This is a genomic window from Mycolicibacterium lacusdiani, assembly GCF_021916785.1.
Lineage (GTDB): Bacteria > Actinomycetota > Actinomycetes > Mycobacteriales > Mycobacteriaceae > Mycobacterium > Mycobacterium lacusdiani.
Genome location: NZ_JAKCFC010000001.1, coordinates 145,712 through 161,278, shown reverse-complemented (window position 1 = coordinate 161,278; position 15,567 = coordinate 145,712). Strand labels below are relative to the sequence as shown.

Sequence of the window (15,567 nt, the reverse complement as noted above, 5' to 3'; positions counted from 1 at the left end):
CGCACCGCGACACACGGAGGTCACGTGAAGAAATTCGCCGTTCTGGGCGCCGGCGCCATCGCCGCCGCCACGATCGCTCTCATCAGCCCGGGTGTCGCCTACGCGGAACCCGCCAGCGCCAGCTCGCTGAACGTCGTCGGCGAGCCCTACGCACGTGCCCTGGCGATCCTGAAGAGCCAGAACGTCAAGGCCTTCTTCGGTGGAGCGGTCGGCAGCGACTACCCGCAGGCCGAGTGCATCGTCTCCCAGCAGAAGGTCACCGGCGGTGGCCGGATGTACCTCAACGTCGACTGCACCGAGGAAGCCGTGCTCAACGCGACGGCCAACACCCCGGCAGGCGCGGGCCAGGCCAAGCCGGGCCCCGGTGGGAACGCTCCCGCGCCCGGCGCGGGTCAGGGCACCTACGGCGGCCCCGTCGGCGTGCCGGTGCCCGTCGGCTGACCTCGTCACCGCACCTAGGCGCTACCGGCGGTCCCACGTAGCGTCGTAGACTCCCCTTGCCACGTCCAGAGGAGGGGGCCACATGTCGCATCCGCAGCGAACCATCACCGAGATCGATCCCGGGCCGGTTCAGATCCAGGCCCGCAAGGTCCACTTCGACGTCGGGGACATCCCGCTGCAGTGGATACCGAAGCACCCCGTGGCGTCCAACGTCATCAGCCTGCTCAACGTCGTGCTGCCCGCGGCCGAGCGGTGGTTCGTCGAGACCTACAACGAGGCGCTCCCGCTCGTGAAGGACCCGAAGCTCGCGGAGGACATCCGCGGCTTCATCGGCCAGGAGGCCACGCACGCCGACGTCCACGACAAGGTGTTGCGCGAGTACATGGTCCACCACGGCGTCGACGTCGGACCGATCCTGGACCAGATCGAGTACGTCTTCGAGAAGGTGCTCGCACCCAGCAAGTCGTCCGACCCGGCGAAGCGGCTCAACCACCTGTGCGACCGGTTGTGGCTGATCGCCGCCATCGAGCACTACACCGCGGTGATGGGTGACTTCGCGCTGAACTGTGCGTGGGACGAGCACGGCGCGGACCCGACCATGGTCGACCTGTTCCGCTGGCACGGCGCCGAAGAGGTCGAGCATCGCATGGTGGCGCATGACGTCGCGATGTACTTCCACGACAGCTACCTCGACCGGATCCGAGCGATGGCGGTGTCGATCGTCATGATTGCCACGTTCTTCCAGCGCGGCGCGTGGTACCTGACGAAGTCCGATCCCAGCCTCGACGTCTCGTGGTGGCAGATGCAGCGCATGCGCATGCGCGACTCCAAGGCGGGACTGCTGCCGCTGTATCGAAAGTTGTTCGGCGCCAACACCTTCGTGTACTTCAAGCCGGGTTTCACGCCCGAGGTGATGGGCTCGACGGCCCAGGCCGTGTCGTATCTGGCCACGTCGCCGGCCGCCCGCGCGGCGCATCTTTGATGGGCATCGTCGCCCGGATCCGGCAGGCGCCACCGAGCGCGTCGGGCCGGCTGCGCCACGACTGGAGCCTCGGCATCGCCGACGCCGCGTTGAGCGGCCTGTTCGCCCTGTCGGCCGCCGTGCGCAAGGTGGCGCCGGTGCCCGAGGTCGACCGCGCCGTCACGCTGGTGGTGGCCGACCGCACGGTGGTCGCGCACGACCAGGACGTGATCGCCCTGCGGCTGACCGCTCCCGGCGGCGGGTCACTCCCGCGCTGGCATCCCGGATCGCACATCGACATCCGCCTCCCGAGCGGCAGGCTGCGCCAATACTCGCTGTGTGGTGACCCCGACGACGAGTCCGCGTACCGCATCGCCGTGCGCCGCATCCCGGGCGGCGGCGGTGGATCGGTCGAGGTGCACGACGACCTTCGCGTCGGCTCGCTGGTCACCACGAGCGGCCCGCGCAACGCCTTTCCCCTGACCGTGCCCGGCTACGGCTCCCCCGCCCGCCGCGTCCGGTTTATCGCAGGCGGCATCGGCATCACGCCGATCCTGCCGATGCTGGCCGCCGCGCAACGGCTCGGCGTCGGCTGGTCGATGGTCTACGTCGGACGCAGCGCCGACAGCCTGCCGTTCCTCGACGAGGTCGCCCGCTTCGGCGGGCGCGTGACGATCCGGACCGACGACAGATACGGGCTGCCGACCGCGGCCGACCTGGTCGGAGAGTGCGCGGCGGGCACCACGGTGTACGCGTGCGGCCCCGCGGCGCTGTTGACGTCGGTGCGCACGCATCTCGTCGGCCGTGACGACGTTGAGTTGCACTTCGAGCGCTTCGCTGCGCCGCCGGTGGTCGACGGCCGCGAGTTCAGCGTCCGGGTCGCGGGCACGGATGACGTGGTCCGGGTCGGAGAGACGACGACGGTGCTGTCGGCGCTCGTGAGTTCGGGGGTGCACGTGCCGTATTCGTGTCAGCAGGGTTTCTGCGGTACGTGCCGGACGCGCGTGCTCGCCGGGGCCGTGGACCACCGCGACACGCTGCTGACCGAGCCGGAACGGGAGGCGGGCATGATGCTGGTCTGCGTATCCCGGGCCGCCGGGGACGAGGGGCTCGTCCTGGACCTCTGAGGTCCGCGATCGGTCTACTATTCGCCCATGTCGCAGGCTGATGGGTGCTTGCCGAAGTGCGCCGTCGTCGCGCCCGTCGTCGCAGGCGTCACCGCCGATCCCGTGTGGATGTCGGCCTTCGCCCGCCACCTCGAGGACTGCGGGTTCGAGTCGATCGTGGTCGTCGAGCACACCGTCCTGCTGACCCGGTACGAAAGCGTCTACCCCTACGACCCGTCCGGGCGCGTCGACATCCCGTCCGACTGTCCCGTACCGGACCCGCTCGACCTCCTGGCTTTCCTCGCGGGACGGACGACGCGGCTGGGCCTGGCGACCGGTGTGCTGGTGCTGCCGAACCACCATCCCGTCGCGCTGGCCAAGCGGGTGGCCACCGTCGACGTACTGTCGTCGGGCCGGCTGCGGCTCGGCATTGGAATGGGTTGGCTGCGTGAAGAACTCGAGGCCTGTGATGCTCCGTTCGATGAGCGTGGCCGCCGCGCCGACGAGCAGATCGACGTGCTGCGGCTGCTGTGGTCCGACCAGCCCGACGGGGCGAGTCATCACGGCGAGTTCTTCGACTTCGACCACGTGGCGTGCCATCCGAAGCCGACGCGCCAGGTGCCGATCCACGTCGGCGGGCACAGCAGGGCCGCCGCCCGCCGTGCGGGTCGGCGCGGCGACGGGCTGCAGCCACTCGGCGTCACCGGTGCCGCGCTCGCCGACCTCGTCGCGCTGATGCGCGAGGAGGCCGAACGGTCCGGCCGCGACTCGGACGCGCTCGAACTGTCGCTGGGCCACCTGGTCACCAAGGTGGACGCCGAACGGGCAGGGCGGCTGGCCGACCTGGGCGCCGATCGGCTCGTGCTGGCGATGCCGCCGACGGCGGAGCTCGAGGAGGCCAAGGACGTCGTGTCGGCGTGCGCGGAGCGGCTGGGGCTGACGCCGTGGGCCTGACCACCGCCGACCGCCTGGCGCTGGCCGACCTGGTCCACCTGTACGCCGCGGCCGTCGACGACCGCCGGTTCGACGACGTCGCCGAATTGTTCACCCAGACAGCAGAACTGCACCTGCCGGACCCGCCGCGAGCGCTGGAGCCGGTCCGCGTCCATCACGGCAGGAGCGGCGTCCGCGCGACGCTGGCCGCACTCGCCGACGTGGAGCGCACCGAGCACGCCATCGTCGGCGAGGTGTACGCCGCGGGCACCGGACCGGGTCATGCGCTGGGCCGCATCACGTGCGTGGCGCACCACTGGACCCGTCGCGACGGGATGGCGCACGACGTGGCGTGGCACCTGCGCTACGACGACGAGTACGCCTGGACCGCGCTCGGGTGGCGCATCCACGGCAGGGCGCTGACCATCAACGCCATCGAGAGCAAGCCGGTCAGTCGGCTGCGAGACGCTCGAGCAGCGAATCCAGCAGCGGCAACTGACCCTTCAAGAGCTTCACCCGGGCCTCCTCGACGGGCAGCCATGCCACCCGATCCACCTCCGGGTACTCCCTGACGCGGCCCGACCCCTTCGGCCACTCCAGCTCGAACGTGTTGCTCACGCTGTCGGTGACGTCGAGGTCACCCTGGACCGCGAACGCCGTGACCACCTTGCCGCCTGCCTGCTTGACCGGTGGCAGGTCCAGCCGCGGGCCGTCGGGGGCGTCGAACCCGATCTCCTCGCGGAACTCCCGCCGCGCGGCCGACCACGGGTCCTCGTCGGTCGTGTACTCGCCCTTGGGAATCGACCAGGCGCCGTCGTCCTTACGGGCCCAGAACGGGCCACCGGGATGGCCGAGCAGCACCTCGATCCCGTCGTCGGTGATGCGGTACAGCAGCAGTCCGGCGCTGAGCTTGGGCACGCGACGAGCCTACGGAGGGCCGGTGGGGCGCCCTCGCTGCGGCCCCCTGCGGTTGGCGCGCATCCGGGGATGCACGATGCTGGAACGGTGACGCGTCCCTGGCCGCTCCGCCACTGGGATCCCCGTCGTTCACTCGACGTGCTGGCCAATACCGGGGTGACGGCGGCGTATCTGAGCACGTTCATCACCATCCGCGGGCTGATCAGGGGCAGACGACTGGCGGTGCAGACGGGCGGTGGCCGCCTGGAGCTCACCGTCGACGACCTGGTGTCCCGGTTGGATCTGCGCAGCGTGAGCGCCGGGCGACTCGACGACATTCGGCTCACCGCGCGTGACGTGCGGTGGAACGGCCACGCCCTGGATCGAGCGACTGCCGTGCTGCACGGTGTCCACGTCACCCCGACGGTGCCGCCCGTGCTCGTCGCCGCACCCGTCGACGTGAGCGTCGACCTGCCCGCGGCGACGCTCGACCACCTGTTCCGGGCAGGCGCGCCCAGGCTGGGCGGCCGCGTCGACGGCGACGGCGTCGCCCGGCTCCACGTCGCACGTAGGGAGGGCGCGGGATCGCTCGAGGTGACGGCACGGCTCGAGGGCTCCACGCTGTGGCTGGTGCCGCAGGCGGTGGTGCGCCGCCGCCGTTGGTCGCTGCCGCATCGCACGCCCGGCTACCGGATCCAGCTGCCCGACCTTCCACACGGGTTCCGCATCACCGAGGTGGACTTCGCCCCCGGTGTGGTTCGCATCAGCGGCACGCTGGACGAATGGCGGGCCGACGTGCCGCGCACCCGCCTGGAGGACGTCGTCGCGCAGCTGAGCTCGGTGAGTGGGCCGTTGCAGGTGATCTGGCCCGGCAGGGACCGTTGAGGTTCCTTCGCTAGAGTTTCGGCCGTGCCGAAGCGCCCCCCACCCCACGGATTTCAGCGCTACGTCGCACTCGGCGACAGCCAGACCGAGGGTTTGTGGGACGGCACCGATGCCACCGGCGTGGCCGGTTTCGCCGACCGTCTCGCAGCGCACCTCGACGCGTTGCATCCCGGTCTGCGGTACGCCAATCTGGCGGTGCGCGGCAGGCGGATCCGGAACGTGCTCGACGAGCAGCTGCCCGCGGCGCTGGCCATGGCGCCGGACCTGATCACCACGTGCATCGGGATGAACGACGTCACGCGCCCCGGCCGCACCTTCGACCGCGCGCTGGCCGACCTCGACCTCCTACACGACCGGCTCGCGGAGTCGGGCGCGACGGTGGTCACCACGACGTTCCCCGACCTCGCGCGCATCCTGCCGGTCGGCAGGCTGATCGCCGGCCGGGTCGTGGAGATCAATGGCGTCATTCGCGCGGCGGCGGCCCGGCACGACTTCCGGCTGGTGGATCTGTACGGTGCGCCGTCGATGAGTGACCCGCAGACGTGGAGTGACGACCGCGTGCACGGCTCACCCGCGGGGCACGCCCTGTTCGAGGCCGCAGCGGCGGAGGCCCTCGATCTGCCTGACAGCAGCCATGATTGGGCGACGATGCGGCCTAACGTCGTCATGCCTGGGCTCAACTCGAGGATGTACTCGCAGGCGCTGTGGGCCCAGAATCTGCTGATGCCGTGGGTGTGGCGGAACCTGCGTGGGCTCTCGAGTGCGAATGGCCGTGGGCCGAAGCGACCCGAACTCGGCTACGTCGGCTCTGTCGGCGATGTCGCCGAACGCTCAGAAGCCGAGTAGCCCGAAGGGAATCGGGTTCTGCCCGTTGCCGATCGACGCGATGGCGCCGGGGCAGAACATCGAGATGGCCAGGCCGGTGAACATGGTTGCGGGTCCCAGGGACATGCCTGCGCCGTCGGCGACCTTCGCGGCGGCGTCGGCGGCGGTCTGGCCGGGCTCCGAGAGCATCGGGCAGACCGACTGTCCCATGGCCACCGCGTCGGCCGGGTTGGTCGCCGTCATGGCGACGCCCGCGTTGTCGAGTGCGTTGAGGAAGGCGTCGTCGACCGGGTCCGCGTGAGCGGGTGCGGCGGCCAGCACGGTCGTGGTGGCGATGCCTGCGACGAGGGCGGCCACGCGAGCAGCCTGGAATCTACGATGCACGCCCGAAGCGTACGGCGCAGGCGGTGACGGGCCCAACTCAGACGCCGGTCCAGGTCTCGTCGAGTTGCTGGGCCACGTCGATGACCTTGGCCTTCACCGATTCCGGGCTGTCGATCTCCCCTGCCACGTGGGCGGCGATGAATCGCTTGATCTCGGCGTCGACGCCACCGACGATCCGGACGACCTCGGCCCGCAACGTCTTCGACGTCACGTGAATGGCGATGTCGGCTGCGCGGGGCTTGTGCACGTCGAGGATCAGCAGCAGTGGTTCGGCGGCCATCGCCTCGGCCCGCAGCGAGATCTCGCCGAACACGACGAAGCGCGGCTTGTCGATGCGCAGGTCCACGACCATGTCGATCTCGAGCGGGATCCGGATCGAGAACGTGATCGAGTCCCCGACGTGCCTGGTGACCTGCGGGGTCTGCACGTTGACCTTGGCCGTGACCTTGGCGAGCTTGCCTGGACCCTGGGCGATCGGGCCGATGGTGAACTCGTCGCCGGCGATCGATGCGATGGCGTCGCCGACGCGCTCCTCGGACACTGCGACCTCGAAGAACCGGCGGCCGAATTCCTCGTATGTCAGATACTGGTGGTCAGGCATGGTCCTGCTACGTTCTCACGTCCGCAGGCGCAGTCAACCCGACCCGCCCGAATCTCACCGGTCCTCGATGAACAGGCGTACGGCAGTGACCGCGCCGGGCCCGGAACCCACGTCGGTGAACAGCACGCCCCGCTGCCCGTCGACCTCGACGCCAGCGGTGACGGTGTTGCCCGCGGTGATGGCCTTTCGCCACCGTCCGCCGCGCAACCGGGCCGCCAGATCCGACGCGCTGATCCGGTCTCCGTCGCCGACCGTGACGGGCACGTCGCCGGACAGCCGTCGCCGGACCGCGACCTCGTTGCCCGCGCACGCGTCGTCGAGCAGGTCGGTGACCTTGCGGCGCCGACCGGCGCCCGCGCGCCGGAACCCCGAGGCGAATCCCACGGCGCCGGCGAGACCCTGGTTGCGCAGCAACCCCAGCCCGAGGCCGAGGCCCGGCCGCACCGACGCGATGCCGCTGCGCGCGAACTCGAGGACCATCGAGGGCAGTTCCCAGTGCGCCCGCAGCCGGGTGATCGCGTAGCCGTGCCGAACGGGCGTCAGGTCGTAGCGCAGGTAGGCGGGAATGGCCATGGTCAGCGACGCGCCCATCGTGACGTGCAGCGTCAGGTCGCGCACCACGGTGCAGCCGTGGACGACGTCGACGCCAGGGCCGAACGCGATGTCGCGGGGGCCGATGAACGTGTCGTAGAACCGCCCGATGCGGTCGTGGCCGCGGTGCGGCGCCGATCCGACGGGATCTTCGATCTGCCCGTCGGCCGCGAAGAGCCCCACCCATGCCGAACGTTCGTGGGCTGCCGCGGCCTCGGGTGAGCGTTCGACGGCGGCCAGCAGGTCGCCGCGCGCGGGGGCGGGGGGTCCAGCAGCCGGGGCAGGGGGTTCTGACACCCACACATCGTCGCTCAGCCAGGTGGGGTCCGACGGCCGATCGTGGCGAACCGTCCGGATCACGCGCACACTGGTGAGGTCGCCCGCACCAGCCGGGGTCGACCAGCACGAGGAGGATGGCGATGAGCCAGAACGGACCGTTCGGAATCGACCCCGAGGACTTCGACCGGGCCATTCGCGAGGCCGGCGAGGGTTTGCGCGACGCGGTCGACAAGATCAGCAGGGGCGCCGGCTGGGCGACGCTGCTCGGCGACCTCACCCAGACGTCGCGGCCGAAGGCCGAACCGGAGACGACCGGTGAGAAGGGTGACGGGGTGTGGTCGATCTACACCGTCGACGCCGAGGGCGGCGCGCACATCGAAGAGGTCTACCCGACCGAACTGGACGCGTTGCGCGCCAACAAGAACAACACCGACCCGACACGGCGGGTCCGCTTCCTGCCGTACGGCATCGCGGTGAGCGTGCTCGACGCCACCTCCGAGTAATACAGGCCTCCGAGTGATCCGGCCGCCATCGACACCGGCCTGACCGGAGCGAAACGACTCGACGCCCGAGGCGAACCCGTTAGGCTTTGCCACGACGTCGAGGAGGGCACCACATTGTTTCGCGAACTGACGATTGCCGCCGCCGTGGTGGCTGCAGCGATCGGGCTGGCTCCATCCGCGGGCGCCGACCCGACCAACGACTTCTCCGATGAGCCGGGCCGCTACCCCACCGACGTTCCCGGAATGGTGTACGACGCCGCGCTGAACGGTCCGTGCACCAACTACCAGCTGTTCACCTTCGGCCGCGGTCGCGGTGGGCAGCCGCTGGTGTGTCACTACATCCCGAATCAGTGGCCGCCGGTCTACACCGGGTTCTGGGTGGCGTCGTACCCGTTGCACGGGCAGCAGGACATCGGCGCACCGTGCCCAGGGCCGAAGTCGGCCGCGCAGTCGCCCGACGGTCGACCAATGGTGTGCCTCGGTGCGCGGGGCTGGCAGCCCGGCACACTGACGGGTGCCGGGTTCTTCCCGGGCTGATCCCGACGCCTCGGGTCCCACCGATCAGTGCCGCCGACTTCGACCATACGGACGGGATTGAGCTGTATGGTCATGGGCTGTGAGCGTTGACGTGAAGTTCAATCTGTCCGACGTCTTCGGTGCGGTCGCGAAGTCCATCCCGGACGAGACCTTCCTGGTGTGGCGCGACCGCCGGATGACCTACGCCGAGGTCGACGCCCGCGTCGATGGCTTCGCCAACTACCTGGCGTCCGTCGGGTTGGGCTGCCACACCGAACGCGACGGCCTGGCCGGTCACGAGTCCGGTCAGGACCACCTCGGCATCTATCTGCGCAACGGCAACGAGTACCTCGAAGCGATGATCGGCGGGTTCCGCGCCCGGGTCGCACCGTTCAACGTCAGCTACCGCTACGTCGAGGAGGAATTGCTCTACCTGCTCACCGACTCGAAGTCGCGTGCGCTGGTCTACCCCTCGGAGTTCGCACCGCGGGTCGCCGCCATCCGGGACCGGCTGCCCCACCTGACGGTGCTGATCCAGGTCGCCGACGACTCCGGACACGAATTGCTGCCCGGCGCAGTCGACTTCGAGTCCGTCGTCACGACACCGCCGCCGGCGAGTGGCATGCCCAAGCCCACGGGCGACGACCTCTACATCCTCTACACCGGCGGAACCACGGGCATGCCGAAAGGCGTGCTGTGGCGCCAGCACGACATCTTCCTGTCCTCGATGGGCGGACGGCCGTGGGGCAGCGATCAGGCGCTCGCGTCCTACGACGAACTCGCCGCCAAGGCCAGCGCATCACCCGGGGCGATGTCGATCCTGATGATTCCGCCGCTGATGCACGGTGCCGCCCAGTGGGCGACGTTCAACATGGTCACGATGGGCGGACGCGTCGTGATCCCCGACGACGTCGAGCGCATGCGACCCGCCGAGGTGCTCCGGTTGGCCGAGCGGGAGCGGGTGCTGAGCATCCCCGTGGTGGGCGACGCGATCGCGCGACCCCTCGTCGAGGAGATCGAGGCGGGCGACTACGACCTGTCGGGATTGGTGACCATCTCCAACGGCGGTGCGCCGATGTCGCCGACGGTCCGTGCGCGCATCCTGGCCGCCCTGCCGAACATCATGGTGATGGACGCCGTCGGGGCGTCGGAGTCGGGCGCGCAGATGAGCACGTTCAACGCCGCGGGCGCCGAGGCGACGCCTGCGACCTTCACCCCGCAGTTCGACACCGCCGTCGTGTCCGCCGACCTCGACCGCGTACTCCGGCCGGGTGAGGGCAAGGGCTGGCTGGCCCGCCGGGATCTGATCCCGCTCGGCTACCTCGGCGACGCCGAGAAGACCGCCCGCACCTTCCCCACCATCGACGGCGTGCGCTGGTCGGTGCCCGGTGACCGCGCCAACGTGCTCGACGACGGGCGCATCGAACTGCTTGGCCGCGACTCGGTGACCATCAACTCCGGCGGCGAGAAGATCTTCGTCGAGGAGGTCGAGCGGGCCATCGCGGCGCACCCGGCCGTGTACGACGTGGTGGTCGTCGGAAGGCCCTCGGAGCGTTGGGGCAGCGAGGTGGTCGCGGTCGTGCAGTTCGCCGAGGGCGCTTCGGCCACCGACGAGGAGCTCGTCGAAACCTGCCGCACGTCGATCGCGCGCTACAAGATCCCGAAGGCGTTCGTCCGGGCCGAGGCCATCGTCCGGTCGCCCGCGGGCAAGGCCGACTACCGCTGGGCCAAGAGCGTCGCGGCCGAGGGCGTGAGGTCTCGGTAGTCGGCCAGTACCGCGGTGGTGCGGTATCGGAAGGTCTCGGTCGGTGCGATGTCGAGGCACGTCCCGGCCGCCATCAGGGCGCGTGCCTTGAAGGCGCGCGCCGCAGAACTCAGGACGTGCACGACGGGTTCGAGTCCCGGCACCAGTGCGGCGTCCGCGTCGCCCCAGACGATCACCTCGGCGAGGCCTCGCTTGGCGGTGCGGGTTACGGCGCTGCGCAGCTCCTCGTCGGTCGCGATGGCCCCGGCCGACACCGCGATCGACTGCGATCGCAGCGGCGCGGTCGAGTCGTCGTCGGCGTCTCGATGGTCGGCGTGCACGCCGAGGATCCGCAGGGGCGCCGCGTCGCAGTCCTCGGTCAGCACGACCGAGACGTCCCAGCCCGCCATGGCGCGGTCGACGAGCCATCCGCCCGCGTGGGCCACCACCTCGGTGGCGTCGCGCGCGGTCACCCGGAGCTGGTACTTGCCCAGCCTGCTGGTGACCGGGGCACCCGCCCGTGCACTACCGACGCCGTACGTTCCAGTGCTCGCCACATTCGCTCCCGGGGTTGTCGTGGGCTTCCCGACACTACCAAGAGCGTGACATTCGCAAGACGATCTGTAAAGAACCTCTGCGGCCCGGCGTCGTCGGGCCAATCTTGAAAGGAACTGGCTCGCAGCGGTTCCGCGCCACCGGGCCCATCACCCGGTCGGCTGAGCGAAGCGACGCCGGATGCCGGCGAGCATCTCGACGTGGGCTGCGGTGGCCTGACGGACGGTGGCCGAGGCCAACGGTGCGGGCGCCACCACGCGAAGACGCTCGGTGACCCGGGTGCCGCCGGCGTTGGGCTCGAACGACACGACGCCGTCGAGGCGGACGTGGGGAAACTGGCGCGCCTCGGTGAGCACGTCGCCGGCGTCGGGAACGGTCAGGGTGGCGGTGTAGGTGACCCCCACGGTGAGGCGACCCAGCCGGATGCGGTCGCGCACCCGGTAGCTCTGCACGTAGCCGTCGCAGTGCCGAACCCGATCCGCCGGGCGGACCGACACGACCAGCGGGTGGACCTCACGGATGTTGCGGAGGTCGACGTAGAAGTCGCGGACGGCTTCCGGCGGTGCGGGCACGTCCTCTGCGAGCACGCAGTCGGCACTGCGGGTCCACCACGTGCGGCCGCGCGTCACCCGCCGAATCTAGCCGGTCGGCCGGGTAGCTTGTCGCCATGACGGGCTTCTCGCACCCACTCTCCCTGGACGGCAAGACGGCCATCGTCACCGGCGCTGCCCGCGGCGTCGGGCGGGGCATCGCACGCGCCCTGCTCAGCCGTGGCGCACGCGTACTCGGCGTCGACCGCGACGGCGACGGGCTCGCGGCCACGTCCGACGGGTTCGCGGCCGACGGGTTGCACATGGAGTCGGCCGTGATCGACCTCCGCGATCCGGATAGTCCCCGGCTCGTCGTCGAGGCCGCGCTCGCGGCACACGGCCGCATCGACGCGCTGATCAACAACGCCGTGGCCACCAATGAACCCAAGGCGCTCGTCGACGTCACCGCCGACGACTACGACCTGGTGTTCGACACCGCGCCGCGGGCCACCTTCTTCCTCATGCAGGCCGTGCATCCCGTGATGGCCGCTGCCGGCGGCGGGTCGATCGTCAACCTCGGATCGGCATCCGGCACCGGCGGACAAGCCAGGTTCGCTGCCTACGCCGGTGCGAAGGAAGCGGTGCGCGGCATGTCGAAGGCCGCCGCCCTGGAGTGGGGGCGTGACGACATCAGGGTCAACGTCGTCTGCCCGTTCGCGGACTCCGAGGGCGTGCAGGCCTGGGAACAATTGGCGCCCAAGGACTTCGAGCGTGCCGTTCGCTCGGTGCCCCTGCGACGCGTCGGTCGTACCTGCGAGGACATCGGCGCGGTGGTCGCATTCCTCATCAGTGACGACGCCGGCTACCTCACCGCGCAGACCATCCACGTCGATGGGGGCATGGGCGTCTACCGCTGAGGCAGCCGTTCCCACGTAACGGATCTCGGGCGCGAGCGTGACGCTGGAGTCAAGCTCGAGTATCGAAAGCTCAAACAATCCGTGCCGCAAGCCATCTCGCGTCTCGTAGGACTCGACTGACGTCGAATCCAGCCCTGGCGAACACGACCCGCATGCACGTCCTCGGGCATTTGTGAAATCGCAACGCGCTCAACGCGTTCTGAGACCCACGCCATGCCTCCGGCCAAACGTGACCGCTGCCACATATCTTGGCACTGGCCGAAACCCGTTGCTAGCGTCCGACGCCATGATTGGATTCGCGACCGCAACGCTGTTGACACTCGTCAATCAGGTCTCGGGGACGCCGTACGTGACGGGTGGCGACTCGCCCGCAGGCACGGATTGCTCCGGACTGGCGTCCTGGGTGTCCAACGCGGCAACCGGCCGGCCCGTCTACGGCGATCGGTTCAACACCGGCAACCAGGAATCTGCTCTGCTGGCCCGTGGGTTCCGGTACGGCACCGAACCGGGAGCACTGAACATCGGCTGGAACTCCGGCCACACCGCGGTGACGCTGCCCGACGGCACACCGGTTTCCAGCGGAGAGGGCGGCGGCGTCAAGGTCGGCGGCGGCGGCGCCTTCCAGTCCCAGTTCACCAAGCACATGTACCTGCCCGCCGAAGCACTCGCCGGACCTCCGGCGCCGCCGGACGCACCGCCGCCCCCGCCGCTCGACCCGTTCGCTCCGCCGCCACCTCCGCCGCCCCCACCGGGTGACGTGGTGAACGTGGGGTTCGTGCCGCCTGCCCCGGACCCGCTGACCGCTCCGCCCATCAACGTGCCCGCCGCCCCACCGGTGAACCTTCCCCCCGCCCCACCCGGAGCGGTCCCCGCACCCGCCCCAGACCTGGTCCCCGCACCGCCTCCCGCCGCGATCTAGCCGGCACCCGCCCGGCACCCGCCTCCCCCTGCGATTTGCTGCGCCCGGCGCACTCCTGTTTGCCGACCGTTCAGCCGGGGTACATTCCGCGGGCATCGAAGCAGCCGGTGCGGAGAGGCGTGACAGTTGATCGGGTTCGTGGACTTCGTGCGAGACCGCTGGTCAGTGCTGTCCTTTCTCGCCTACCAACACATGAGCCTGGTGGTGCAGACGCTGCTACTGGCGACCCTGGCCGCAGTCCTGGTCGGCGTCCTGATCTACCGCTCCAGATGGGGTCTGGCCGTCGGTAACTCCTTCACCTCGGTCGGCCTGACCATCCCGTCCTACGCTCTGCTGGGCGTTCTGGTCGGAATCGTGGGGATCGGCGTATTGCCCTCGGTGATCATGCTGGTGTTCTTCGGGTTCCTGCCGATACTTCGCAACGTTCTGGTCGGACTCAACGGCGTCGACCGCACCCTGATCGAGTCGGCCAGGGGCATGGGCATGAGCCGGGCGACCACGCTGCTTCGGCTCGAACTCCCGCTGGCGTGGCCGGTCATCATGACTGGCGTCCGGATCTCGGCACAGATGCTGATGGGCATCGCCGCGATCGCCGCCTACGCGCTGGGTCCCGGCCTCGGCGGCTACATCTTCTCGGGTATCTCCCGCACCGGCGGCGCCAACGCCACGAACTCGATCGTCGCAGGCACCGTCGGCATCCTGATCCTCGCCGTCGTCCTCGACACCGTCCTGAACGTCGTCACCCGGCTCACCACCCCTAGGGGAATCCTTGTCTGATTCAGCGACCATCGACTCCGACGCCACGCAGGACGCCGGCCGCTCCGGCGGGGCGCGCATCCTGCTCGACGGCGTCACCAAGCGCTACGACGCCAAGAGCGCCGCGGCGGTGGACAACGTCACCTTGGAGATCCCGGCCGGCGAGATCGTGATGCTGGTCGGCCCATCGGGTTGCGGCAAGACCACGACGATGAAGATGATCAATCGCCTCATCGAGCCCACCAGTGGACGCATCTTCATCGGCGATGACGACGTCACCCAGCGCAACCCCGACGAGCTGCGCAGGCACATCGGGTACGTCATTCAGGGTGCAGGCCTGTTCCCGCACCTGACCGTCGGCGACAACATCGCGATCGTTCCGCGTCTGCTCAAGTGGGACAAGAAGCGGATCTCGGCGCGCATCGACGAACTGCTCGACCTGGTCAACCTCGAACCGGCCAAGTACCGCGACCGCTATCCCCGCGAACTCTCCGGCGGCCAGCAGCAGCGCGTCGGCGTGGCCCGGGCGCTCGCCGCGGACCCGCCGGTCCTGCTCATGGACGAGCCGTTCGGCGCGGTCGACCCGATCACCCGCCAGCGGCTGCAGGACGAGCTGTTGCGCCTGCAGGAAGAACTCCGCAAGACGATCGTGTTCGTCACGCACGACTTCGACGAGGCAGTGAAGCTCGGCGACAAGATCGCGATCCTCGACCAGGGCTCCAAGATCGTTCAGTACGACACACCCGAGGAGATCCTCGGCAACCCGGCCAACGACTTCGTGCGCGGCTTCGTCGGTCATGGCGCAGCGCTCAAGCAACTGACGTTGACCCGGGTCCGCGACGTCGACCTGCACGAGGCGGCGGTCGCCCACGTCGGCGGCGATCCCACCGCGGCGATACGTGCCGCGGAGGCGATCAACCGTCAGCACGTCATCGTGCTCGACGAGCAGGATCGCCCGCAGCGGTGGCTGTCACTTGAGGAGCTCGCCGCACCGGACGCGCTGGACAATGTGTCCCGCGACGAGGGCCTGGAAGTCGTCAGCCTCGCCTCGACGCTGAACGACGCGCTCGACCTGATGCTGACGTCCTCACACGGCGTCGTCGTGGTCACGGGCCGGCGCAACGTCTACCAGGGCGCGATCCGCGTCGAGACGATCATGGACGCCATGGCCGACCTGCGCGGTGCGCCGGCGCGGGAGGGCTCGTGACGTCGGCGCTTCCCGCG

At 69.8% G+C, this 15,567-nt stretch carries 19 protein-coding genes and 1 pseudogene; 14 read left to right on the top strand and 6 right to left on the bottom strand.

Translation table 11 applies throughout. The features are described 5' to 3' along the window. The first annotated feature begins 24 nt into the window (after nt 1-24). The 5 genes and pseudogenes from LOK44_RS00795 to LOK44_RS00775 all read left to right on the top strand — a co-directional run. Nucleotides 25-441 (top strand): hypothetical protein, encoded by a 417-nt coding sequence (locus tag LOK44_RS00795; RefSeq protein ID WP_163917475.1) that lies wholly within the window; start codon nt 25-27, stop codon nt 439-441. Between the two features lie 82 nt (nt 442-523). Continuing rightward, nucleotides 524-1,423 (top strand): metal-dependent hydrolase, encoded by a 900-nt coding sequence (locus LOK44_RS00790; protein ID WP_237568079.1) that lies wholly within the window; start codon nt 524-526, stop codon nt 1,421-1,423. Next, nucleotides 1,423-2,529: a PDR/VanB family oxidoreductase gene (locus LOK44_RS00785; protein WP_237568078.1), complete on the top strand. Its 1,107-nt coding sequence runs from the start codon at nt 1,423-1,425 to the stop codon at nt 2,527-2,529. The genes LOK44_RS00790 and LOK44_RS00785 overlap by 1 nt, the downstream gene beginning before the upstream one ends. Before the next feature lie 27 nt (nt 2,530-2,556). Further along, nucleotides 2,557-3,462 carry an LLM class F420-dependent oxidoreductase gene (locus LOK44_RS00780; protein WP_237568077.1) on the top strand — a complete coding sequence of 302 codons (906 nt, stop codon included), beginning with the start codon at nt 2,557-2,559 and terminating at the stop codon, nt 3,460-3,462. Next, nucleotides 3,426-3,845, top strand: a pseudogene (locus LOK44_RS00775) (nuclear transport factor 2 family protein); the annotation flags it as partial. The gene LOK44_RS00780 and the pseudogene LOK44_RS00775, both read left to right, overlap by 37 nt. A 46-nt stretch (nt 3,846-3,891) precedes the next feature. Here the strand turns inward: LOK44_RS00775 and LOK44_RS00770 are convergent. Next, nucleotides 3,892-4,359, bottom strand: coding sequence for an NUDIX hydrolase (locus tag LOK44_RS00770; RefSeq protein ID WP_237568076.1), 468 nt, complete (start codon nt 4,357-4,359; stop codon nt 3,892-3,894). Nucleotides 4,360-4,446: 87 nt separating this feature from the next. On the opposite strand from LOK44_RS00770, the gene LOK44_RS00765 reads away from it, so the two are divergent. Further along, complete coding sequence (locus tag LOK44_RS00765; RefSeq protein WP_237568075.1) at nt 4,447-5,223, top strand: LmeA family phospholipid-binding protein; 777 nt, start codon at nt 4,447-4,449, stop codon at nt 5,221-5,223. Nucleotides 5,224-5,247: 24 nt separating this feature from the next. Further along, entirely contained in the window at nt 5,248-6,069 is an 822-nt protein-coding gene (locus LOK44_RS00760; RefSeq protein ID WP_237568074.1) for an SGNH/GDSL hydrolase family protein, read from the top strand. Here the strand turns inward: LOK44_RS00760 and LOK44_RS00755 are convergent. The 3 genes from LOK44_RS00755 to LOK44_RS00745 are packed head-to-tail and all read right to left on the bottom strand — an operon-like array spanning nt 6,055 to nt 7,921. Further along, entirely contained in the window at nt 6,055-6,432 is a 378-nt protein-coding gene (locus tag LOK44_RS00755) for a DUF732 domain-containing protein (RefSeq protein WP_237568073.1), read from the bottom strand. The two genes, LOK44_RS00760 and LOK44_RS00755, sit on opposite strands and share 15 nt — an antisense overlap. Nucleotides 6,433-6,469: 37 nt before the next feature. After that, nucleotides 6,470-7,033, bottom strand: a complete 564-nt coding sequence (locus LOK44_RS00750; RefSeq protein ID WP_163917480.1) for a hypothetical protein — start codon at nt 7,031-7,033, stop codon at nt 6,470-6,472. Nucleotides 7,034-7,087: 54 nt separating this feature from the next. Beyond that, complete coding sequence (locus LOK44_RS00745) at nt 7,088-7,921, bottom strand: nuclear transport factor 2 family protein (protein ID WP_237568072.1); 834 nt, start codon at nt 7,919-7,921, stop codon at nt 7,088-7,090. A 122-nt stretch (nt 7,922-8,043) separates the two neighbouring features. Between LOK44_RS00745 and LOK44_RS00740 the strand changes: the two genes are divergently transcribed. The 3 genes from LOK44_RS00740 to LOK44_RS00730 all read left to right on the top strand — a co-directional run bounded on the left by LOK44_RS00740 (nt 8,044) and on the right by LOK44_RS00730 (nt 10,687). Beyond that, entirely contained in the window at nt 8,044-8,406 is a 363-nt protein-coding gene (locus tag LOK44_RS00740) for an Rv0313 family protein (protein WP_237568071.1), read from the top strand. A gap of 114 nt (nt 8,407-8,520) precedes the next feature. Then, nucleotides 8,521-8,943, top strand: a complete 423-nt coding sequence (locus LOK44_RS00735) for a hypothetical protein (RefSeq protein ID WP_237568070.1) — start codon at nt 8,521-8,523, stop codon at nt 8,941-8,943. A gap of 79 nt (nt 8,944-9,022) precedes the next feature. After that, complete coding sequence (locus LOK44_RS00730) at nt 9,023-10,687, top strand: acyl-CoA synthetase (protein ID WP_237568069.1); 1,665 nt, start codon at nt 9,023-9,025, stop codon at nt 10,685-10,687. Here the strand turns inward: LOK44_RS00730 and LOK44_RS00725 are convergent. Together LOK44_RS00725 and LOK44_RS00720 are read right to left on the bottom strand one after the other, a co-directional pair. Then, nucleotides 10,639-11,223, bottom strand: a complete 585-nt coding sequence (locus tag LOK44_RS00725) for a hypothetical protein (RefSeq protein ID WP_237568068.1) — start codon at nt 11,221-11,223, stop codon at nt 10,639-10,641. The two genes, LOK44_RS00730 and LOK44_RS00725, sit on opposite strands and share 49 nt — an antisense overlap. A gap of 147 nt (nt 11,224-11,370) precedes the next feature. Further along, a complete protein-coding gene (locus LOK44_RS00720) occupies nt 11,371-11,850 on the bottom strand; it encodes an SRPBCC family protein (protein WP_237568067.1) in 480 nt (159 codons plus the stop codon). Between the two features lie 38 nt (nt 11,851-11,888). Between LOK44_RS00720 and LOK44_RS00715 the strand changes: the two genes are divergently transcribed. The 4 genes from LOK44_RS00715 to LOK44_RS00700 all read left to right on the top strand — a co-directional run bounded on the left by LOK44_RS00715 (nt 11,889) and on the right by LOK44_RS00700 (nt 15,550). After that, nucleotides 11,889-12,668, top strand: a complete 780-nt coding sequence (locus LOK44_RS00715) for an SDR family NAD(P)-dependent oxidoreductase (protein WP_237568066.1) — start codon at nt 11,889-11,891, stop codon at nt 12,666-12,668. Between the two features lie 286 nt (nt 12,669-12,954). Continuing rightward, complete coding sequence (locus LOK44_RS00710; protein ID WP_237568065.1) at nt 12,955-13,587, top strand: C40 family peptidase; 633 nt, start codon at nt 12,955-12,957, stop codon at nt 13,585-13,587. A gap of 129 nt (nt 13,588-13,716) precedes the next feature. Next, nucleotides 13,717-14,364 (top strand): ABC transporter permease, encoded by a 648-nt coding sequence (locus tag LOK44_RS00705; protein WP_237568909.1) that lies wholly within the window; start codon nt 13,717-13,719, stop codon nt 14,362-14,364. After that, nucleotides 14,357-15,550 (top strand): ABC transporter ATP-binding protein, encoded by a 1,194-nt coding sequence (locus tag LOK44_RS00700; protein ID WP_283817702.1) that lies wholly within the window; start codon nt 14,357-14,359, stop codon nt 15,548-15,550. Before LOK44_RS00705 ends, LOK44_RS00700 begins: the two co-directional genes overlap by 8 nt. Nucleotides 15,551-15,567 lie beyond the last annotated feature (17 nt).